This is a genomic window from Pandoraea sp. (assembly GCF_041919235.1).
Classification (GTDB): Bacteria; Pseudomonadota; Gammaproteobacteria; order Burkholderiales; family Burkholderiaceae; genus Pandoraea.
Map to the genome: position 1 here is coordinate 57,329 of NZ_JAYRUC010000023.1, position 18,337 is coordinate 75,665.

At 64.7% G+C, this 18,337-nt stretch carries 23 protein-coding genes and 1 riboswitch; of the genes, 22 read left to right on the top strand and 1 reads right to left on the bottom strand.

What is annotated here, in order from left to right; genetic code table 11:
- Positions 1–238: 238 nt before the first annotated feature.
- Positions 239–368, top strand: a riboswitch (TPP riboswitch).
- A 157-nt stretch (positions 369–525) separates the two neighbouring features.
- From ACE3UG_RS17805 to ACE3UG_RS17820, 4 genes are read left to right on the top strand one after another with little or no spacing between them, the layout of a single operon-like run.
- Entirely contained in the window at positions 526–1,647 is a 1,122-nt protein-coding gene (locus ACE3UG_RS17805) for an FAD-dependent oxidoreductase (RefSeq protein ID WP_374626304.1), read from the top strand.
- 16 nt (positions 1,648–1,663) lie between these two features.
- Positions 1,664–1,861 (top strand): sulfur carrier protein ThiS, encoded by a 198-nt coding sequence (gene thiS, locus ACE3UG_RS17810; RefSeq protein WP_374626306.1) that lies wholly within the window; start codon positions 1,664–1,666, stop codon positions 1,859–1,861.
- Position 1,862: 1 nt separating this feature from the next.
- Positions 1,863–2,705, top strand: a complete 843-nt coding sequence (locus tag ACE3UG_RS17815; protein ID WP_374626309.1) for a thiazole synthase — start codon at positions 1,863–1,865, stop codon at positions 2,703–2,705.
- Complete coding sequence (locus ACE3UG_RS17820) at positions 2,702–3,895, top strand: thiamine phosphate synthase (RefSeq protein ID WP_374626311.1); 1,194 nt, start codon at positions 2,702–2,704, stop codon at positions 3,893–3,895. The genes ACE3UG_RS17815 and ACE3UG_RS17820 overlap by 4 nt, the downstream gene beginning before the upstream one ends.
- 22 nt (positions 3,896–3,917) lie before the next feature.
- Here ACE3UG_RS17820 and ACE3UG_RS17825 read toward each other — a convergent pair whose 3' ends face one another.
- A complete protein-coding gene (locus ACE3UG_RS17825; protein WP_374626313.1) occupies positions 3,918–4,412 on the bottom strand; it encodes a GNAT family N-acetyltransferase in 495 nt (164 codons plus the stop codon).
- 341 nt (positions 4,413–4,753) lie between these two features.
- On the opposite strand from ACE3UG_RS17825, the gene ACE3UG_RS17830 reads away from it, so the two are divergent.
- The 18 genes from ACE3UG_RS17830 (at position 4,754) to ACE3UG_RS17915 (ending at position 18,312) form a co-directional block, all read left to right on the top strand.
- On the top strand, positions 4,754–5,572 hold the full coding sequence (locus ACE3UG_RS17830) for an ABC transporter ATP-binding protein (protein WP_374626315.1): 819 nt from the start codon (positions 4,754–4,756) through the stop codon (positions 5,570–5,572).
- On the top strand, positions 5,569–6,336 hold the full coding sequence (mlaE, locus tag ACE3UG_RS17835; protein WP_374626317.1) for a lipid asymmetry maintenance ABC transporter permease subunit MlaE: 768 nt from the start codon (positions 5,569–5,571) through the stop codon (positions 6,334–6,336). Before ACE3UG_RS17830 ends, mlaE begins: the two co-directional genes overlap by 4 nt.
- 53 nt (positions 6,337–6,389) lie before the next feature.
- Entirely contained in the window at positions 6,390–6,917 is a 528-nt protein-coding gene (gene mlaD / locus ACE3UG_RS17840) for an outer membrane lipid asymmetry maintenance protein MlaD (protein WP_374626319.1), read from the top strand.
- A 6-nt stretch (positions 6,918–6,923) separates the two neighbouring features.
- A complete protein-coding gene (locus ACE3UG_RS17845) occupies positions 6,924–7,793 on the top strand; it encodes a VacJ family lipoprotein (RefSeq protein ID WP_374626321.1) in 870 nt (289 codons plus the stop codon).
- Positions 7,794–7,982: 189 nt separating this feature from the next.
- Entirely contained in the window at positions 7,983–8,603 is a 621-nt protein-coding gene (locus ACE3UG_RS17850) for a phospholipid-binding protein MlaC (protein WP_374626323.1), read from the top strand.
- A 4-nt stretch (positions 8,604–8,607) separates the two neighbouring features.
- The gene (locus tag ACE3UG_RS17855) at positions 8,608–8,865 is read left to right on the top strand and encodes a lipid asymmetry maintenance protein MlaB (protein WP_199065073.1); all 258 of its coding nucleotides are present in this window, start codon (positions 8,608–8,610) and stop codon (positions 8,863–8,865) included.
- A 327-nt stretch (positions 8,866–9,192) separates the two neighbouring features.
- Positions 9,193–10,119, top strand: coding sequence for an ABC transporter ATP-binding protein (locus ACE3UG_RS17860; RefSeq protein ID WP_374626325.1), 927 nt, complete (start codon positions 9,193–9,195; stop codon positions 10,117–10,119).
- A complete protein-coding gene (locus ACE3UG_RS17865) occupies positions 10,116–10,871 on the top strand; it encodes an ABC transporter permease (RefSeq protein WP_374626327.1) in 756 nt (251 codons plus the stop codon). Before ACE3UG_RS17860 ends, ACE3UG_RS17865 begins: the two co-directional genes overlap by 4 nt.
- 18 nt (positions 10,872–10,889) lie before the next feature.
- Positions 10,890–11,129 carry a BolA family protein gene (locus ACE3UG_RS17870; RefSeq protein WP_374626329.1) on the top strand — a complete coding sequence of 80 codons (240 nt, stop codon included), beginning with the start codon at positions 10,890–10,892 and terminating at the stop codon, positions 11,127–11,129.
- The gene (gene murA / locus ACE3UG_RS17875; protein ID WP_374626331.1) at positions 11,126–12,490 is read left to right on the top strand and encodes a UDP-N-acetylglucosamine 1-carboxyvinyltransferase; all 1,365 of its coding nucleotides are present in this window, start codon (positions 11,126–11,128) and stop codon (positions 12,488–12,490) included. The genes ACE3UG_RS17870 and murA overlap by 4 nt, the downstream gene beginning before the upstream one ends.
- Positions 12,487–13,167 carry an ATP phosphoribosyltransferase gene (gene hisG / locus ACE3UG_RS17880; RefSeq protein ID WP_374626333.1) on the top strand — a complete coding sequence of 227 codons (681 nt, stop codon included), beginning with the start codon at positions 12,487–12,489 and terminating at the stop codon, positions 13,165–13,167. Before murA ends, hisG begins: the two co-directional genes overlap by 4 nt.
- Positions 13,164–14,486 carry a histidinol dehydrogenase gene (gene hisD / locus ACE3UG_RS17885; RefSeq protein WP_374626335.1) on the top strand — a complete coding sequence of 441 codons (1,323 nt, stop codon included), beginning with the start codon at positions 13,164–13,166 and terminating at the stop codon, positions 14,484–14,486. Before hisG ends, hisD begins: the two co-directional genes overlap by 4 nt.
- 1 nt (position 14,487) lies before the next feature.
- Complete coding sequence (locus ACE3UG_RS17890) at positions 14,488–15,093, top strand: hypothetical protein (protein ID WP_374626337.1); 606 nt, start codon at positions 14,488–14,490, stop codon at positions 15,091–15,093.
- A 29-nt stretch (positions 15,094–15,122) separates the two neighbouring features.
- Positions 15,123–16,187, top strand: a complete 1,065-nt coding sequence (hisC, locus tag ACE3UG_RS17895) for a histidinol-phosphate transaminase (protein WP_374626339.1) — start codon at positions 15,123–15,125, stop codon at positions 16,185–16,187.
- A gap of 27 nt (positions 16,188–16,214) precedes the next feature.
- A complete protein-coding gene (gene hisB, locus ACE3UG_RS17900) occupies positions 16,215–16,802 on the top strand; it encodes an imidazoleglycerol-phosphate dehydratase HisB (RefSeq protein WP_374626342.1) in 588 nt (195 codons plus the stop codon).
- A 102-nt stretch (positions 16,803–16,904) separates the two neighbouring features.
- Entirely contained in the window at positions 16,905–17,531 is a 627-nt protein-coding gene (locus ACE3UG_RS17905; RefSeq protein WP_374626344.1) for a MarC family protein, read from the top strand.
- A complete protein-coding gene (gene hisH / locus ACE3UG_RS17910; protein WP_374626346.1) occupies positions 17,528–18,166 on the top strand; it encodes an imidazole glycerol phosphate synthase subunit HisH in 639 nt (212 codons plus the stop codon). Before ACE3UG_RS17905 ends, hisH begins: the two co-directional genes overlap by 4 nt.
- Positions 18,154–18,312, top strand: a complete 159-nt coding sequence (locus tag ACE3UG_RS17915) for a hypothetical protein (protein ID WP_374626348.1) — start codon at positions 18,154–18,156, stop codon at positions 18,310–18,312. Before hisH ends, ACE3UG_RS17915 begins: the two co-directional genes overlap by 13 nt.
- The last annotated feature ends 25 nt before the right edge of the window (positions 18,313–18,337 follow it).

Sequence of the window (18,337 nt, forward strand, 5' to 3'; positions counted from 1 at the left end):
TGGTCGTCTGGCGGGGCTGCCGCGGTGATGCAACGTGTTTTTGGGGAGATGGGACATTTGACCGCAGTTCCGGCGCGGGCGTTGCACGAATTCCGCTCCGAAACCCGCGTCACGTCGGAATTCAGTTTACGTCCGGTTACAAGGCCCGAGGGATTCGTCAAAAAACGAGACGCAAGGAGAGTGTCACCGTTCACGAGCCCAGCTTGCACGGGCGTTGGCATCTATGTTGTAATGGCTGCGGGCGAAACAGGGGTGCTCCGTGTCGAACGCAGTTGTTGACCATGCGTGACGATGTAACACGGGGCTGAGAGAGACCCTTAGCACCCGACCCGGGTAATACCGGCGTGGGAAGTTTCCGACTCCTCCAGTGGGGTAAGGTGTCCAACACCGTTTCGTCCTTTTGCGTTCATGAGGAAAGGACCCCATGCGTTGTCTTGCGCAGATCCCTGCGATTATTCCTTCGATTATTCCTTCGATGACCTCCGAGTGCCCGCGCGCCGTCCTGGCTTGCGCGGCGGTGCGTGTATGAGCGCTTCGACTTCGCGTGCCGACGTCGCCGTGCTTGGCGGAGGGCTGTCCGGCCGCCTGCTCGCGTGGCAACTGATTCGCGACGGTGCGCGCGTGGCGCTCTACGAGCGCGGTGACGCCGACGGGTCGTCCGCCGCCGGCTGGGTGGCCGCGGCCATGCTCGCGCCGCTGGCCGAAGCGGCCGTGGCCGAACCCAGCATCGTCGAAATGGGTGCCGTCGGCCTGACGCGTTGGCCGGCATTGATCGACGGCCTGCCGGAGCATGTCTTTTTCCAACGTAATGGCACGCTGGTCGTGTGGCATCAGCCCGATCGCGCCGAAGCCGTGATGTTCGAGCGGCGCATGCGGGCGAATGCTCCGCCTGCGTTGTTGCGCGATGGCGTCGAACGGGTGACGGGGGCGCAATTGGCCGATGTCGAGCCCGCGCTCGCGGGGCGCTTCCAGGAAGGCTGGTTGTTGCCGAACGAAGGTCAGCTCGATAACCGTCAACTGTTGCGCGCGCTGGCGGCCGGTCTGGCGAAGGCCGGGGCCGAACTGCATTGGCATACCGAGATCGCGGAAGGGGCGTATCCCGATGCCGGTCTCGTCGTCGATTGCCGTGGACTGGGCGCGCGCGCGGTGCTCACGCAATTGCGCGGCGTGCGCGGCGAGGTGGCGCGAATTCACGCGCCGGGCATCGGGCTGCGCCGGCCGGTGCGCCTGTTGCATCCGCGCTATCCGATCTACATCGCGCCCAAGGAAAACGATCTGTATGTGATCGGCGCGACCGAAATCGAGTCGGACGATATGTCGCCGATGACCGTGCGCTCGGCGCTCGAACTGCTCTCGGCGGCGCACTCGTTGAACCCGGCCTTCGGCGAGGCGCGCATTGTCGAGCTGAACGTCAACTGCCGTCCGGCGCTGCCCGACCATCTGCCGCGTGTGCAGTGGGACGGTGCTCGGCTGCTGCGCGTGAACGGCCTGTACCGGCACGGCTATCTGCTCGCGCCGGCAGTCACGGGAGAGGCCTGCGCGCTGGTGCAGGCGTTGATGCAAACGACGGGCGCGGCACCGCACGCGTTCGACTGGGAGACGTGGCGAGCCAGCCGGCCGTGGCCGGACCTGTTCCGTCAGGCATGAGAGGGAGTGGTAGGCGATGGACATCCATATCAATCAACAGACGCTGAACGTGGGCGAGGCGGCGACGCTTGCCGAAGCGCTTGCCGCTTATGGCGCCAAGCCCCCGTTCGCGGCGGCCATCAATGGGCAATTCGTGCCCAAGACCCAATACGCTGCGCGAACGCTCGCACAGGGCGACAAGGTCGACGTGGTGCAACCGGTGGCGGGAGGCTGACATGAACGCATTCACCGAATCGTCCAACCTGGCCGCCGGCGGCACGCGCGACGCGCTGACGTTGTACGACACCCGCTTCGGCAGCCGCTTCCTGCTGGGCACGGCGCGCTATCCGTCGTTGCAGGCACTCAACGATTCGATCGACGCCGCCCGCCCAGGCATGGTGACGGTGGCGCTGCGCCGCCAACTCTCGGGCGCCGGGGCGCAGGCGTCGGAGGGGCATTTCTGGGACACGCTGCGCCGGCTCGCGGTGCCGGTGCTGCCCAACACCGCCGGCTGCCACTCGGTGCAGGAAGCCGTGACGACGGCGCAAATGGCACGCGAAGTCTTCGAGACCGACTGGATCAAGCTTGAACTGATCGGTGACGATTACACGCTCCAGCCCGATCCCTTTGGCCTCGTGACGGCCGCCGAGCAACTGATTCGCGAAGGCTTCAAGGTGCTGCCTTATTGCACGGAAGACTTGGTGCTGTGCCGTCGTCTGCTCGACGTCGGTTGCCAGGCGTTGATGCCGTGGGGCGCGCCGATCGGCACCGGTAAGGGCGTCATCAATCCGTACGGCTTGCGGCTGCTGCGAGATCGTCTGCCCGACACGCCGCTCATCGTCGACGCGGGCCTGGGCCTGCCGTCGCACGCGTGTCAGGTGATGGAGTGGGGCTACGACGGCGTGCTGCTCAATACGGCCGTGGCGCTTGCTGCCCAGCCGGTGGAGATGGCCGGCGCGTTCGCCGCCGCGATCAAGGCGGGCCGCGCAGCCTGGCTCGCCGGGCCGATGGCCGAGCGCGAGAGCGCCCAGGCCAGCACGCCGGTGGTCGGGGTGCCGTTCTGGCATCAGACGTCGTGACCTCGCACACCGGCGCCGCCACGCTGACGCATGTGCAATGCCTGCCTGCGGACGCACCCCTCGCAGCCGCATGGCGGCAAGCCGCCGCCGAACTCCGCGCGCGTCTCGCGCCGTGGCCGCCGGACCCGACAGCAGCTCACTGGCGTGTGCATGCGCAAACACCCGGTGCCGTCGGTAAGGGGGACGTGATCTGGTGGCCACTCTCGCCGTCGGGCGTGCCGGGAACGGCCGCATCCGCGCAGATCGACGCATGGCGCGCGGCGGGTGCCGTCGTGCTTTGCTCGCATGCGCTCGCCCAAGGGCGGGTGGAAGACACGCTGTATACGCGCGATGCCGTTTATCGCGTGGCGGGCGCGGACGATGCGGCCTTCGTCCCTGCGTTCATCGCATTTCTCGACTGCGGGTTTGCGCCGCATGACGCGCTCGTTCTCGCTCGCGCCTGGCGTACCGACGGCAGCCACGCTCGCGCGGAAGATGCCGACGCGCTCGGGGCATGGCCGACGGTGCTCGAAACATTCCCCATGGTGCTCGGACAGGTGCCGTCGCCGGGGCGCTTCCCGCCGTGCCCGTCGCGCCTCGGTCTATACCCGGTGCTACCGAGCGCGGACTGGTGCGAGCGCATGGCCGAACTTCAGGTCGGCACCGTGCAGTTGCGCATCAAGGATCACGCGTATCCGACGCTGCGCTCCGAGATCGAGCGGACGGTGGCGGCGGGGCGACGCGTGACGCACGACAGCGCATGGTTCATCAATGACCATTGGCGCGAGGCGGCGCAGGCGAAGGCGTACGGCGTGCATCTCGGACAGGAGGACATGGCGGCGCTCACGGCCGACGAGGTCGCGACGTTGTTTGCCACCGGCATGCGGCTGGGCATCAGCACACATGGCTATTACGAGATGTTGGCGGCGCATCACTTCCGACCCAGCTATCTGGCCGTTGGGGCCGTTTTCCCGACGACGACCAAGGTGATCGCAACCGCGCCTCAGGGACTGGCGAAGCTCGCACGGTATGTGAAGCTCGTCTCGCCGTATTACCCGCTCGTCGCGATTGGCGGCATCGACGAGGCCAATCTCGCCCAAGTGCTCGACACCGGGGTGGCGTGCGCCGCCGTGGTGCGTGCCGTGACGCAAGCGGCGGATGTAGGCGCGGCGGTGCAACGGATGCAACGTGAGTTTGCGCAACGCGGGTGATGCCCGCAGCACGGGTGTGCGGTTACAAGTCGCGGGTCATGAATACGGCGCCGTCGCCGTATCCGGCCAGCTTGGCGGCCATCGACGGCGAGACGTCCGCTGACGTCACATAGCCGAAGCGTGCCCAGAACGTCTGCGATTGCTGCACTGCCACCAGCGCCGACGTTCTCATCCCCAATGATTGTGCCGAAGCCAGGGCTGCCGCATAGAGCTGGCCGGCCACGCCTGCGCCGCGCGTGCGGGGGGCGAGCGCCATGTCGTGCACGTACCAGCAGTCGGGCACGTCGGGCAGCGCGTCAAGGACGGTGTCCAGCGGCGGCGGGGCGCCGATGCGCCAGGGGTGCGTCAACAGATAGCCGGCCACGCCCGCCCGTGCCGAGCCCGCATCGACTGCGACCCAGCAGGTGCGCGGCGACAGCGCGCAGCGCGACGCGAGCGCAGCTTCCGACTCGTGCATGGGATCGCGATATGCCTGTGCCTGAATCGTCAAGACGTGGGGAATATCGCCAGCTTGCATCGGACGAATCCGAAATTTTGGCGTGCCCGTAGATTGCGGCAGAAGGGAGCGGAAAGGCGTTTGCACGGGGCGGGACATCCGGGTCAATGATTAATTGCGTGAAACGCCGTATTGTAGCAACGGCACAACATCCATACTCGGGCAGGTCCCGGTAAGTCCTTGCTGTCGTTACGTTTTTCGTTCGTTACGTCCATTGGAACGCCGCAGGGGGAATGGGCGCAGGCCCTGTAGAATGCCGCAGGGCAGCGCCGATCCTCGGTTTCACGCACTGTCCGTGGGCGGCATCGATCGGCATTCCCCCCTATAATTGGCGTTTTGCGCCGCACTATAAGACCCGAAACGTGCCTACCCCGAATCCGGAAAATTTGCTCGAATTGCGCGATGTCAGCTTTGGTTATGGCGAGCGGCTGGTGCTTTCCGGGCTGAATATGCGGTTTGCCCGCGGCAAGGTCGTTGGGGTGATGGGCGGTTCGGGCTGCGGCAAAACGACCGTGCTGCGCCTGATCGGGGGCCTCGTCCATGCCAGCCGCGGCACCATTGAATTCGACGGGACCGACGTCGCTTCGCTCGATCGCGACGGCTGGTACCGGTTGCGCCGCCGCATGGGCATGCTGTTCCAGTTCGGCGCGCTCTTTACCGACATGACGGTGTTCGACAACGTGGCGTTTCCGCTGCGCGAGCATACCCGGCTCGACGATGTGCTCATTCGCGATCTCGTCCTGATGAAGCTTAACGCGGTGGGCCTGCGAGGCGCGCGCGACATGAAGCCGGCCGAGATCTCGGGCGGGATGGCGCGCCGTGTGGCGCTCGCGCGAACGATGGCGCTGGACCCGGACCTCATCATGTACGATGAGCCGTTCACCGGTCTGGATCCGATCTCGATGGGCATCACGGCGAACCTGATCCGCAAGCTCAACGACGCGCTGGGTGCCACGTCCATCATTGTTTCGCACGATGTTGCGGAGACGTTTACCATCGCCGATTACATTTATTTCATCAGCGAGGGCCGCATCGCCGCCGAGGGTACCCCTGAGGCGCTGCGTGCCTCGAGCGACGCGACCGTGCGCCAGTTCATCGACGCGCAGCCGGACGGGCCCGTGAAGTTTCAATATCCCGCGCCGCCCCTTGCAGAAGATTTCGGCATTGGAGCGTCGGCATGATCACGGCCATTGGCAGTTTCGCCCGCCGGCATGTCGAGCGCCTGGGGTACGCCGCGCGTATGTTTTTGCGTATGCTCGCGTCGAGTGGCGCGCTGCTGCGCCGGCCGCGTCTGGTGACCGATCAGATTCACTTTGTCGGCAACTATTCGTTCGTCATCATTGCCGTCTCGGGTTTGTTCGTCGGTTTCGTGCTGGGCCTGCAAGGCTATTACACGCTCAACAAGTACGGCTCGGAGCAGGCGCTGGGGCTGCTTGTGGCGCTCTCGCTGGTGCGTGAACTGGGCCCGGTGGTCACCGCGCTGCTGTTCGCGGGACGCGCCGGCACGTCGCTGACGGCCGAAATCGGGCTGATGAAGGCGGGCGAGCAATTGACCGCCATGGAGATGATGGCGATCGATCCGATCGCACGTGTGGTGGCCCCGCGCTTCTGGGCGGGCGTGATTGCCATGCCGATTCTCGCGGCGATCTTCTCGGCAGTGGGTGTTTTTGGCGGCTATCTGGTTGGCGTGAAGCTGATTGGGGTGGACCCCGGCGCGTTCTGGTCGCAGATGCAAGGCGGCGTGGACGTGTGGGCGGACGTCGCCAACGGCGTCATCAAGAGCATCGTGTTCGGCATTGCCGTCACGTTTATCGCCCTGTATCAGGGGTTCGAGGCGCACCCGACACCGGAAGGCGTGTCGCGTGCCACGACACGCACGGTGGTACAGGCGTCGCTTGCCGTGCTCGCCCTCGACTTCCTGCTCACGGCCCTCATGTTCAGCTGACGGGCCGATGTGCCCGTCAAGACATAGACAGACAGTTTGCGCATACTGACACAATGAAAAAACACCCCCTCGACTTCTGGGTTGGCCTGTTCGTGGTTCTCGGCTTCGCAGCGCTGCTGTTCCTTGCGCTCAAGGCGGGCAACATGAGTTCGCTGTCGTTCTCGAGTACGTATCCGGTGACGGTGCGCTTCGACAACATTGGCGGCCTCAAGCCGCGCGCGCCCGTCAAGAGCGCGGGCGTGGTGGTCGGTCGCGTGGCGTCGATCAAGTTCGATGACAAACGTTACGTGGCCGACGTGACGCTCAATATCGAATCCCAGTATCAATTCCCGAAGGACTCGTCGGCGAAGATCCTGACGTCGGGTCTGCTGGGGGAGCAGTACATCGGGCTCGACGCCGGCGGCGACGATCAGATGCTCAAGAGCGGTGATACGATCACGCTCACGCAATCCGCGATCGTGCTGGAGAATCTGATCGGCCAGTTCCTGTACAACAAGGCGGCAGATGCCGGGGGCGCCCAGGCGGGCGGCGCATCGGCCGCACCAGCCGCCGGGGCAGCACCGGTAACCCAAGGGAAATAAAAGAAAATGACCAGCTTCCGAACTTCGGCAGTGCTGGCCGCTGGCGCGATGGCGCTGGCAGGTTGCGCCACTGTCACGAATCCGAATCCCGCCGACCCCATCGAAGGTTTCAACCGTTCGGTGTACACGTTCAATGACACGCTCGACAAGACGGTCATGACGCCGGTGGCAAAGGGCTACCGCTTCGTAGTACCGGAACCCGCTCGTGACATGGTCACGAACTTCTTCTCGAACGTGGGCGACGTGTACAACTTTGCCAACAACCTGTTGCAGTTGCAGGTCACGGCGGCCGCGCAGGATTTGATGCGTTTGACGATCAACACGGTGTTTGGCATCGGCGGTCTGGTCGACTTCGCGACACCCGCCGGGCTCCCCAAGCACAGTCAGGACTTCGGCGTGACGCTCGGCAAGTGGGGCCTGCCGGACGGCCCGTACCTCGTGCTGCCGTTGTTCGGGCCGAGCACGGTGCGTGACACCGTCGGGATGGCCGGCAACATGTTCATCGACCCGACGTCTTACATCAAGCCGGACTGGGTGAGCTATTCGATCTTCGGCGTTCGCCTGGTGAACACGCGGGCGAACCTGCTCGATGCATCGAACCTGCTCGAAGCCGCTGCGCTCGATCCGTATTCGTTCACGCGCGATGCTTATCTGGCGCGTCGCAAGTACCTGATCAACGGCGGTGCGTCGGGCAACGCTGCGCTGCCGAATTACGAAGACGACGGGGGCGCTGCCGGTGCCGCCGGCGGCGCCGCGACCGATGGCACGAGCGCTCAGCCGATGCCTGCTTCCGGCGTTCAAGCCGAACCGGATGTGCCGCAGGGTTCGCCGGTTCCGGGCAAGATCGTGCCGGGCGGTCTGCCGTTCCGCCGTTGATCGGCGAGCGTCGCGCACCGTACGGCATCGATATCGTCAACATGACAGTGCGCCCCGCTCGACGGGGCGCTCGCGGCAGGGGTTTCGGGCAACAGTTTGTTACACGACACTGCCGTCATTCCGAGAACTCACGACGCAACGCGGGTATCCAAACTCGCAACACTCGTCACTCGAAAGAGGAAGTCCACAATGAAGAAGTTCTGGCTCATTCCCGTCATGGCTTTTATGACATACACCGCCGCCGGGTCTGCCATGGCGCAGGCTCAGGCACCGGATGCACTGGTCAAGCAGACCGTGACCGAAGTGATGGCGGCGGCCAAGTCCGATCCGAACATCCAGAAGGGTGATCTGAACAGCATCACAAAGCTGGTCGAGCAGAAGATCCTGCCGCACGCCGACTTCGCCAAGACGACCCAACTGGCGACCGGCGCCGCATGGCGCAATGCCACGCCGCAACAGCGGCAGCAACTGACCGAACAATTCAAGACGCTGCTGCTGCGCACGTATGCGGGCGCCATCGCGCAGATTCGTGACCAGGAGGTCAACTACAAGCCGTTCCGTGGTCAACCGGGCGATTCCGATGCCGTGGTCTACACAGATGTCCTCAACAACGGTCAGCAGATCGAACTCGATTACCGTCTGTACAAGACCGCCAGCGGCGAATGGAAACTGTATGACCTGAACGTGCTGGGCGCGTGGCTCATCCAGACCTACCGCAACCAATTCGCCGAGCAGGTGAACAAGTCGGGCGTCGATGGCCTGATTCAGTTCCTGACGCAGCGCAACCAGCAACTGGCTGGCGGCAAGTAAGCGCATGCTCGCGTTGCAGACCGACCTCACGCACGACACCGCCGGCGACGTCCTCGCGCAGGCCATCGATCGCATCGACGCGGGCGAGACCCAGATCGATTGCGCCGGGCTGAAGCATTTCGATTCGTCGGCGCTTGCCGTATTGCTGGCCCTGCGCCGCCACGCGGTCCGGCGTGGTGCGACGTTGGCGTTCACTAACTTGCCAACGGGGCTGGCCAGTCTTGCGCTGGTGTACGGTGTGGACCATCTGCTCTCGAGCTGACGCGTCTGGCCGGACTGCCGCCCCCGTGAAAGCGCCGTCTCACCGGCGCTTTTTTTGTGGGCGATGCGGTGACGCGCGCCAGCCGCCATGCGCTACAGGGGCCCATGGCCGGGAAGGCGCGCCAGGGCCGCTCGGCCGACACGCAGCACGGCCGCCATCGGCTTCCTTTATAATCCGGGGTTTTCTGCCAACTTTTGGGCAGTTACCCCCATCCGGGCATCGTCGTTGCCGACATGGCTGCTGCCGCAATCTCAGCGGTCTGCGCATACGGCTGGCCGTGGCCGGAAAATACAATGGCGTACCCGCCACGGCGGGTGCGTGCAGTCCATGGCCGCCATCGAAATCCGTAACGTCAAAAAACGCTATCAAGCGTTGCAGGCGCTCAAAGGCGTCAGCTTTTCGATCGAAGAGGGGGAATTCTTCGGTCTGCTCGGTCCCAACGGCGCAGGCAAGACCACGCTGATCAGCATTCTCGCGGGCCTCGCGCGCGCGGATGCGGGCAGCATCAGTGTGCTCGGCCACGACGTGGTGCGCGACTACCGCAATGCCCGCCGCAAGCTCGGCGTGGTGCCGCAGGAACTCGTCTTCGATCCGTTCTTCTCAGTGCGCGAAACGCTGCGTATCCAGTCCGGCTATTTCGGACTTGCGCGAAACGACGACTGGATCGACGAAGTGATGGCTAACCTCGATCTGACCGACAAGGCCGACGCGAACATGCGTCAGCTCTCGGGGGGGATGAAGCGCCGCGTGCTTGTCGCGCAGGCGCTCGTGCACCGCCCGCCGGTGATCGTGCTCGACGAGCCGACCGCCGGGGTCGATGTCGAGCTGCGCCAGACACTCTGGAAATTCATTTCGCGTCTGAACCGCGAAGGCCACACCATCGTGCTGACCACGCATTATCTCGAGGAAGCGGAAACGCTGTGCGACCGCATTGCCATGCTCAAGCGCGGCGAAGTCGTGGCGCTCGAGCGCACCGCTGCCTTGCTGCAGCGCTTCGCGGGCACACGTCTCGTGCTGCGCTTCAGGCAAGGCACACTGCCCGACGCGCTGCGCCCGTTGCTGGTCGACGCTCAGAACGCAGACGGGCACCAGTTCGCACTGCGTTTGGCCGGGTGCGACGAGGTGGAGTCGATTCTCGCCACCTGCCGGGCCGCGGGCTGCATCGTCGAGGACATCGATATTCAGAAGGCCGATCTCGAGGACGTGTTCGTGCAGATCATGTCCGGTTCGCGCGCGCAAGAGGTGACTGCATGATCGGCTTTCGTACGCTGTTCTACAAGGAAGTGCTGCGTTTCTGGAAGGTCAGTTTTCAGACCGTGGCGGCGCCGGTGCTGACCGCGCTGCTGTATCTGATGATCTTCGGCCACGTGCTCCAAGACCGCGTGAAGGTCTACGATCAGATCGCGTATACGTCCTTCCTCGTGCCGGGTCTGGTGATGATGAGCGTGTTGCAGAACGCGTTCGCCAATAGCTCGTCGTCGCTGATCCAGTCCAAGATCACGGGTAACCTCGTGTTCGTGCTGTTGCCGCCGCTTTCGCACTGGGAGATGTACGGCGCGTACGTGCTCGCCGCCGTCGTGCGTGGGCTGTGCGTGGGCTTGGGGGTGTTTGTCGTGACGGTCGTGTTCACCCATCTGACGTTTGCCGCACCGCTGTGGATTCTCGGCTTCGCGTTCCTTGGGGCGGCGATTCTCGGCACGTTGGGATTGATCGCGGGCATCTGGGCGGAGAAGTTCGACCAACTCGCGGCGTTCCAGAACTTCCTGATCATGCCGGCGACGTTCCTTGCGGGCGTGTTTTACTCGATTCATTCGCTGCCGCCGATTTGGCAAGCGGTCTCGCACTTCAACCCGTTCTTTTACATGATCGACGGGTTCCGTTACGGCTTCTTCGGCGTGTCCGATGTGGCTCCGCAGACCAGCCTTGCCGTCGTGGGTGCGACTTTTCTGATACTCGCAACCGTGGCGTTGAATCTGCTGCGCCGCGGGTACAAACTGCGTCACTGAACTTCTCTAGGATCGGCAATGCTGCCTACCCCCGAACAAATCAAACAGTACATCGAAGCCGGTCTGGCTTGCGAACATGTCGCCGTCGAAGGCGACGGCCAGCACTTCTTTGCGACCATCGTGAGCGCGCAGTTCGATGGCAAGCGTCTCATCGCGCGTCATCAACTCGTATACGCCGCGCTGGGCGATCGCATGAAGGCGGAAATTCACGCGCTGTCCATGAAGACCCTCACGCCCGCGGAGTATCAGGCGCAATGAGGATTACGCAAGAAAGCGCTGGCGCAGCCGTAGCCGCAGCCGTAGCCGTATCCGGTAACGGCGAGGCGCTCGCCGGCGAGCGCGCGGGCGCAGAGCACCTCGAGATCGAGGGCGGCGAGCGGTTGGCCGGCGAGATGACCGTCTCGGGGGCCAAGAACGCGGCCCTGCCGATTCTGTGTGCCAGCCTGCTGACGGCCGAGCCGCTGGTGCTGGGGAACGTTCCCGATCTGCACGACGTGCGCACCATGCTGACGTTGCTCGCGCGCATGGGTGTGAAGGTCGAGCGTCGTGGCGAATCGGTGACGCTCGACGCGTCGCAGATCGCCGAGCCGGCGGCTCCGTACGAACTCGTGAAGACCATGCGGGCGTCGATTCTCGTGCTGGGCCCACTGCTGGCCCGCTGCGGCGAGGCGCGCGTGTCGCTGCCGGGGGGCTGCGCGATCGGCGCGCGGCCTGTCGATCAGCACATCAAGGGCCTGCAGAAGATGGGCGCCGAGATCACGCTGACGCATGGCGACATCGTCGCAAGGGCGTCGCGCCTGCGCGGTGAGACGCTCGTGACCGACATGATCACCGTCACCGGCACCGAAAACCTGCTCATGGCGGCGGTGCTTGCCGACGGCGTCACCGTGCTGGCCAACGCCGCGCGCGAGCCCGAAGTGACGGATCTGGCCCATCTGCTGGTGAAGATGGGGGCGAAGATCGCGGGCATCGGCACGGAGCGCCTGGTGGTGACCGGTGTGCCGCGCCTGCACGGGGCCACGCACGACGTTGTCCCCGACCGGATCGAGGCCGGCACATTCCTGTGTGCTGCCGTGGCAACGCGTGGTGACATCACGCTGCATCGCGTGGTGCCGGCGACGCTGGACGCCGTGATCGAAAAGCTGCGTGAAACCGGCGCGAACGTGAGTGCCGGTGCGGATTGGTTGCGTGTGACGATGGACCGGCGCGCGCGGGCCGTCAGTTTCCGGACGTCGGAATATCCGGCATTCCCGACCGACATGCAGGCCCAGTTCATGGCATTGAACTGTGTGGCCGAAGGGGCGTCGCAGATCGTCGAAACGATTTTCGAGAACCGCTTCATGCACGTGCAGGAGTTGTTGCGTCTGGGTGCGAAGATCGGCATCGACGGCAACACGGCGCGCATTTCCGGCGTGGATCGTTTGTCGGGTGCGCATGTGATGGCGACCGACCTGCGCGCTTCCGCCAGCCTGATTGTCGCGGGCCTGACGGCCGACGGCCGCACGCGCGTCGACCGCATCCACCATCTCGATCGCGGCTATCATCGTATCGAGGCCAAGTTGCGCGCCGTGGGCGCGCGAATCCGGCGTGTCGAAGCACGCCAGGGAGACATTGCATGAGTTCCGCCAAGCCGGCCCAGCCGCTCACTCAACCGCTGACGCTGGCGCTCTCGAAAGGGCGTATCTTTACCGAGACGCTGCCGTTGCTGGCGGCCGCCGGTATCGAAGTCACGGAAGACCCTGAGACCTCGCGCAAGCTGATTCTGCCGACCACAGACCCGAACCTGCGCGTTATCGTCGTGCGCGCGACCGACGTGCCGACCTACGTGCAATACGGTGCGGCCGACTTCGGCGTGGCCGGCAAGGATGTGCTCATCGAGCACGGCGGCGGTGGGCTCTATCAGCCGATCGATTTGAACATTGCGCGTTGCCGCATGTCTGTCGCTGTACCGAAGGGCTTCGATTACGCGAATGCGGTACGTCAGGGCGCGCGCCTGCGTGTGGCGACCAAGTACGTGCAGACGGCGCGCGAGCACTTCGCGGCCAAGGGGGTGCACGTCGACCTGATCAAGCTGTACGGCTCGATGGAGCTGGGTCCGCTCGTGGGCCTGGCCGACGCCATTGTCGATCTGGTGAGTACCGGCGGCACGCTGCGGGCCAACAATCTGGTGGAGGTGGAAGAGATCATGGATATCTCGTCGCGCCTCGTGATCAACCAGGCTGCACTCAAGTTGAAGCGCGAGTCGTTGCAGCCTATTCTGGAAGCCTTCGAGCAGGCCTCCCGGCAAAACGCATGAAACTCGATATTCGCAAACTCGATTCCTCTGCCGACGGCTTCGCGACGCAACTGCGCGAGGTGCTGGCGTTCGAGGCGAGCGAAGACGCCGCCATCGATCGCGCGGCGGCCGAAATTCTCGCCGACGTGAAGGCACGCGGCGATGCGGCCGTCATTGAATACACCAACCGGTTCGACCGTCTGAGCGCGCCCGATATGGCGGCGCTGGAGCTGCCGGCCGAAGCGCTGGCCGCCGCGCTCGAGAGTCTCGAGCCGAAACGGCGCGCCGCGCTCGAAGCGGCGGCGGCGCGCGTTCGGGCCTATCACGAGAAGCAACGCATCGAATGTGGCAGCCATAGCTGGCAATACACCGAGCCGGATGGCACGGTGCTGGGCCAGAAAGTCACGCCGCTCGATCGCGTGGGCATCTATGTGCCGGGCGGCAAGGCGGCGTATCCGTCATCCGTGCTGATGAACGCCATTCCGGCGCGGGTCGCGGGGGTGAAAGAGATCATCATGGTGGTGCCCACGCCGGATGGGGTGCAGAACCCGTTGGTGCTCGCCGCAGCGCATATCGCCGGCGTGGACCGCGTATTCACCATCGGCGGCGCACAAGCGGTCGCAGCGCTGGCCTATGGCACCGGAACGGTGCCAGCGGTCGACAAGATCGTCGGCCCGGGCAACGCCTTCGTGGCAGCCGCCAAGCGCCGTGTGTTCGGCACCGTCGGCATCGACATGATCGCGGGGCCTTCCGAAATTCTCGTCATCTGCGACGGTACGACCGAGCCCGACTGGGTCGCCATGGACCTGTTCTCGCAGGCCGAACACGACGAGCTCGCGCAGTCGATCCTGTTGTGTCCGGACGCCGGGTACATTGCGCGCGTGCATGCGTCGTTGGAGCGTCTGATCGACGAAATGCCGCGTCGCGATGTGATCGCCGCGTCGTTGCGAGGCCGTGGCGCGCTGGTCAAGGTGCGTGACATGACCGAGGCGTGCGAGATCGCCAACGTGATCGCCCCGGAGCACCTCGAAATCTCGGCCGAGTCGCCGCAGCAGTGGGGCGACAAGATCCGCCACGCCGGCGCCATCTTCCTCGGCAAGTACACGAGCGAGAGCCTGGGCGATTACTGCGCGGGCCCCAACCACGTGCTGCCGACGTCGCGTACCGCACGTTTCTCGTCACCGCTGGGCGTGTACGACTTCATCAAGCGTTCGAGCCTCATCGAAGTGAGCGAGGGCGGCGCCCGCATGCTCGGCGAGATCGCCGCAGAACTCGCTTACGGGGAAGGCCTGCAAGCGCATGCGCGCAGCGCCGAATACCGTTTGCATCACCAGTCCTGACATGCGCGACGACGCCCTGCGGCCCGCGTATCGTCCATCGACGCCGGCCTCCGGCTGGCGTCGCATCCGCGCAAACGCGGCGTCTGCGTTGGCCGTTGCGTTTTTGCGCTCGCGTTTGTTTTCGCATTCGATTTCGATTTCGCTTTCGCTGCCAGCCCGCCTCGCGCGGGCTGCGTTGGGCGCTGCCGCCGTGCTCGCCCTGGCGGTGACGGTCAGTTCCGCCGCCCACGCCGCCAGTAACTATTGCCAGCGTGCCACGTTCGATGGCGCGTCCAGCGAGCGCATGACCGTGTGTGTGCACCGTCAGGCGTTCGATAACGACATCTACGTGCTGCGTCTCGGTGGCAGGACCGCGCTGCGCGGCACGGACGACGAAGTCGCCCACGGTCTGTTCGGACGTGTTGGCAACCGGCTGGTGGCCATGCGCTGCGAGGTCGAGGCGTCGCCCGCGCACGTCAGTCCGGCAGTGGCGCAAGCGCTGTCGTGGCAGACCGGCGTGCGGTTGCAGCGCATTACCGATGCGCTCGGCAGCGTCGAGACCGGCCGCCGGTGCACCGTCAAGATCGACGGGGCCGACGCCGGACTGCTGACGTTCGTCTTTAACTGATCCGTTTCGCACGATCCTCATCCATTGCCATGTCCGTCGACCAAGTGATCCGCCCCGATGTGCTCGCCATGAGCACTTACCTCGTGCCCGACGCCAGCGGCTTCTTCAAGCTCGACGCGATGGAGAACCCCTACGGCCTGCCGGACGCGCTGCGCAGTGCGCTGGGGCAGCGTCTGGCCGACGTGGCGCTCAATCGTTACCCGGCGCCGCGTGCGCAGGCGTTGCTCGAAAAGCTCGCTCGCACCATGGCGGTGCCTGCCGGGGCCAGGCTGCTGCTGGGCAATGGCTCGGACGAGATCATCAGCATGATCGCGATGGCCACGGCCAGGCCGGGCGCCGCCGTGATCGCACCGATGCCGGGCTTCGTGATGTATGAAATGTCGTCGCGCTTTGCGGGCATCGAGTTCGTTGGCGTGCCGCTGCGCGCCGACTTCTCGCTCGACATGCCGGCGATGCTGGCCGCCATCGCGGCGCATCCGGGCGCGGTGGTTTATCTGGCGTATCCGAACAACCCGACGGGCAATCTGTTCGCCGACGACGATATCGAGACGCTCGTGCGCGCCGCCAGCCACGGCCTCGTGGTGATCGACGAGGCGTATCAGCCGTTCGCGCAGAGGACTTGGATGCCGCGGCTGCCGGAGTTCGCCAACCTGCTGGTCATGCGGACCGTCTCGAAGCTCGGTCTGGCGGGCATCCGGCTGGGCTATGTGGCGGGCAGTGCGGAATGGCTCGACCAGATCGACAAGGTGCGTCCGCCCTACAACGTGAATGTGCTCACGCAAGCGTGCGCCGAGTTCATGCTCGATCACCTCGACGTGCTCGACGCGCAAGCGGCCGACTTGCGGGCCGAACGCACGCGGCTGGCCGCCGCCGTGGCGGCGCTGCCTGGGGTGACCGTGTTCCCGAGCGATGCGAATTTCCTGCTCGTTCGCGTGCCGGATGCCGACAAAACCCACGCTGGCTTGCTCGCGCATAAGGTGTTGATCAAAAACGTGGGTAAAATGCACGTATTGCTGGCCAATTGCTTGAGATTGACGGTCGGCACCCCCACGGAGAATGCGGCCATGGTCACGGCCCTGACCGCATCGCTCTAACAAGCCATACGACGAGAACTCACCATCATGCGCATTGCGGAAGTCGTTCGCGATACCAGCGAAACGCAAATACGCGTCAAGATCGACCTGGACGGCACCGGCCGCAAGACGCTCGATACCGGCGTGCCGTTTTTGGACCACATGCTCGACCAGATCGCGCGCCACGGCCTGATCGACATGGAAGTCGAGGCCCGCGGCGACACCGTCATCGACGATCACCACACGGTGGAAGACGTCGGCATCACGCTGGGCATGGCAGTCGCCAAGGCCATCGGCGAGCGGAAGGGCATCGTGCGCTATGGTCACAGCTATGTGCCGCTCGACGAAGCGCTCTCGCGCGTGGTGATCGACTTCTCGGGCCGCCCCGGTCTCGAATTCCACGTGCCGTTCACGCGTGCGCGTGTGGGCAATTTCGACGTCGACCTGACCATCGAGTTTTTCCGTGGCTTCGTCAATCACGCGGGCGTCACACTGCATATCGACAATCTGCGCGGCATCAACGCCCACCACCAGTGCGAAACGGTGTTCAAGGCGTTCGGCCGCGCGCTGCGCATGGCGGTCGAGATCGATCCGCGTGCGGCAGGTGTCGTGCCGTCCACGAAGGGAAGCCTGTAACGCGAGACTGGCCGGCGTTGTCTGCCGGATAGCCCGTCGGCCCGCAAGGCCGGCGCTCCTGCGACGAATCGACCGGCCGGACGCCGGCGCCGTGTGCCCCCTATGACGCTCGACGCCTTCAAGTTCTTCATTTCGCTGCTGGCCCTGATCAATCCGCTCGGGGCGATTCCGCTATTCATCAGCCTGACGTCTTCGCAGACGCGCGAAGAAAAGCGCCATACGATCAAGGTTGCGGCGATTGCCGTTACCCTGGTGGTCGCGGTTTCTGGACTGTTCGGTGAAGCCATCATTCGCTTCTTCGGCATTTCGATTGCATCGCTGGAAGTCGGTGGCGGGATCATCATGTTGCTCATGGCGGTGAACATGATCAACGCGCAGACCGGTAACACACGCTCGACGGCGGAAGAGCGCGACGAAGCGGAGGAGCGGCCGAATATCGCCGTGGTGCCGCTCGCGATCCCGCTGCTGACCGGGCCGGGTACGATCAGTACCGTGATCATTTACTCGGGCCGTGCGCACGGCTGGGCGCAGATTCTGTCGCTCATGGCGATCGGCGTGGGCCTGGGCGTCGTGTGCTGGGTGGCATTGCGCAGCGCGGGGCGCATTGAAGGCTGGCTCGGGCGTACGGGCATCAATATCGGCACGCGGCTGATGGGGTTGATCCTCTCGGCGCTGGCCGTGGAATTCATGATCGATGGTTTGAAAATACTGCTGCCGGGTTTGAGATGAACAAGATTGCGATTGTCGACTATGGAATGGGCAACCTGCGCTCGGTCTATCAGGCGCTGCGTGCGGCTGCGCCGGAGGCCGACGTGAGCATCAGCAGCGACGCCGCCGAGATTCGCGCCGCCGACCGCGTGGTGTTGCCGGGGCAGGGCGCGATGCGCGACTGCATGGGCTGTCTGAACGAGTCCGGCCTGCGCGAAGCCGTGGTCGACGCTGCGGCCACCAAGCCGATGTTCGGCGTGTGCGTGGGCGAGCAGATGTTGTTCGACGTGTCGGACGAGGGCAACACACCCGCGCTCGGTCTGCTGCCGGGGCGCGTAGTACGCTTCGATCTCGAGGGCCAGGTGCAGGACGACGGCTCGCGCTTCAAGGTGCCGCAGATGGGCTGGAACCGTGTGCGCCAGACGCATCGCCACCCGATCTGGGCCGGCGTGCCCGACGACAGCTACTTTTACTTCGTGCACAGCTATTACGTGGTGCCCGCCAAGCCCGAACTGACGGTTGGCGAGACGGTCTACGGCGTGCCCTTTACCTGTGCGGTGGCCCAAGATAATATCTTTGCCACCCAGTTCCACCCGGAAAAGAGCGCTCAGGCCGGCCTTGCCCTGTATCGGAATTTTGCGCAGTGGAAGCCCTGAACGCCGCCCGTTGGATGCCTTTGCTTCAGGGTGTCGCGCAGAGCGTGCCCGCCGTCCCGGCTTATACTGTGAACGATGTTGATGAATCCGATCCCGAGGTGCCGATGCCCGGCAAGGCAGGGATCGGTTTTGCGTTATCCGCGTAATTTGCGAATCCCTTTTACTTCCCAC

What these genes read in the sequence shown, in the direction of transcription:
- ACE3UG_RS17805 (WP_374626304.1), top strand. Translation starts at nt 526, where the DNA reads ATGAGCGCTTCGACTTCGCGTGCCGACGTCGCCGTGCTTGGCGGAGGG.
- thiS (WP_374626306.1), top strand. Translation starts at nt 1,664, where the DNA reads ATGGACATCCATATCAATCAACAGACGCTGAACGTGGGCGAGGCGGCG.
- ACE3UG_RS17815 (WP_374626309.1), top strand. Translation starts at nt 1,863, where the DNA reads ATGAACGCATTCACCGAATCGTCCAACCTGGCCGCCGGCGGCACGCGC.
- ACE3UG_RS17825 (WP_374626313.1), bottom strand. Translation starts at nt 4,412, where the DNA reads ATGCAAGCTGGCGATATTCCCCACGTCTTGACGATTCAGGCACAGGCA.
- mlaE (WP_374626317.1), top strand. Translation starts at nt 5,569, where the DNA reads ATGATCACGGCCATTGGCAGTTTCGCCCGCCGGCATGTCGAGCGCCTG.
- mlaD (WP_374626319.1), top strand. Translation starts at nt 6,390, where the DNA reads ATGAAAAAACACCCCCTCGACTTCTGGGTTGGCCTGTTCGTGGTTCTC.
- ACE3UG_RS17845 (WP_374626321.1), top strand. Translation starts at nt 6,924, where the DNA reads ATGACCAGCTTCCGAACTTCGGCAGTGCTGGCCGCTGGCGCGATGGCG.
- ACE3UG_RS17850 (WP_374626323.1), top strand. Translation starts at nt 7,983, where the DNA reads ATGAAGAAGTTCTGGCTCATTCCCGTCATGGCTTTTATGACATACACC.
- ACE3UG_RS17855 (WP_199065073.1), top strand. Translation starts at nt 8,608, where the DNA reads ATGCTCGCGTTGCAGACCGACCTCACGCACGACACCGCCGGCGACGTC.
- ACE3UG_RS17860 (WP_374626325.1), top strand. Translation starts at nt 9,193, where the DNA reads ATGGCCGCCATCGAAATCCGTAACGTCAAAAAACGCTATCAAGCGTTG.
- ACE3UG_RS17865 (WP_374626327.1), top strand. Translation starts at nt 10,116, where the DNA reads ATGATCGGCTTTCGTACGCTGTTCTACAAGGAAGTGCTGCGTTTCTGG.
- ACE3UG_RS17870 (WP_374626329.1), top strand. Translation starts at nt 10,890, where the DNA reads ATGCTGCCTACCCCCGAACAAATCAAACAGTACATCGAAGCCGGTCTG.
- murA (WP_374626331.1), top strand. Translation starts at nt 11,126, where the DNA reads ATGAGGATTACGCAAGAAAGCGCTGGCGCAGCCGTAGCCGCAGCCGTA.
- hisG (WP_374626333.1), top strand. Translation starts at nt 12,487, where the DNA reads ATGAGTTCCGCCAAGCCGGCCCAGCCGCTCACTCAACCGCTGACGCTG.
- hisD (WP_374626335.1), top strand. Translation starts at nt 13,164, where the DNA reads ATGAAACTCGATATTCGCAAACTCGATTCCTCTGCCGACGGCTTCGCG.
- ACE3UG_RS17890 (WP_374626337.1), top strand. Translation starts at nt 14,488, where the DNA reads ATGCGCGACGACGCCCTGCGGCCCGCGTATCGTCCATCGACGCCGGCC.
- hisC (WP_374626339.1), top strand. Translation starts at nt 15,123, where the DNA reads ATGTCCGTCGACCAAGTGATCCGCCCCGATGTGCTCGCCATGAGCACT.
- hisB (WP_374626342.1), top strand. Translation starts at nt 16,215, where the DNA reads ATGCGCATTGCGGAAGTCGTTCGCGATACCAGCGAAACGCAAATACGC.
- ACE3UG_RS17905 (WP_374626344.1), top strand. Translation starts at nt 16,905, where the DNA reads ATGACGCTCGACGCCTTCAAGTTCTTCATTTCGCTGCTGGCCCTGATC.
- hisH (WP_374626346.1), top strand. Translation starts at nt 17,528, where the DNA reads ATGAACAAGATTGCGATTGTCGACTATGGAATGGGCAACCTGCGCTCG.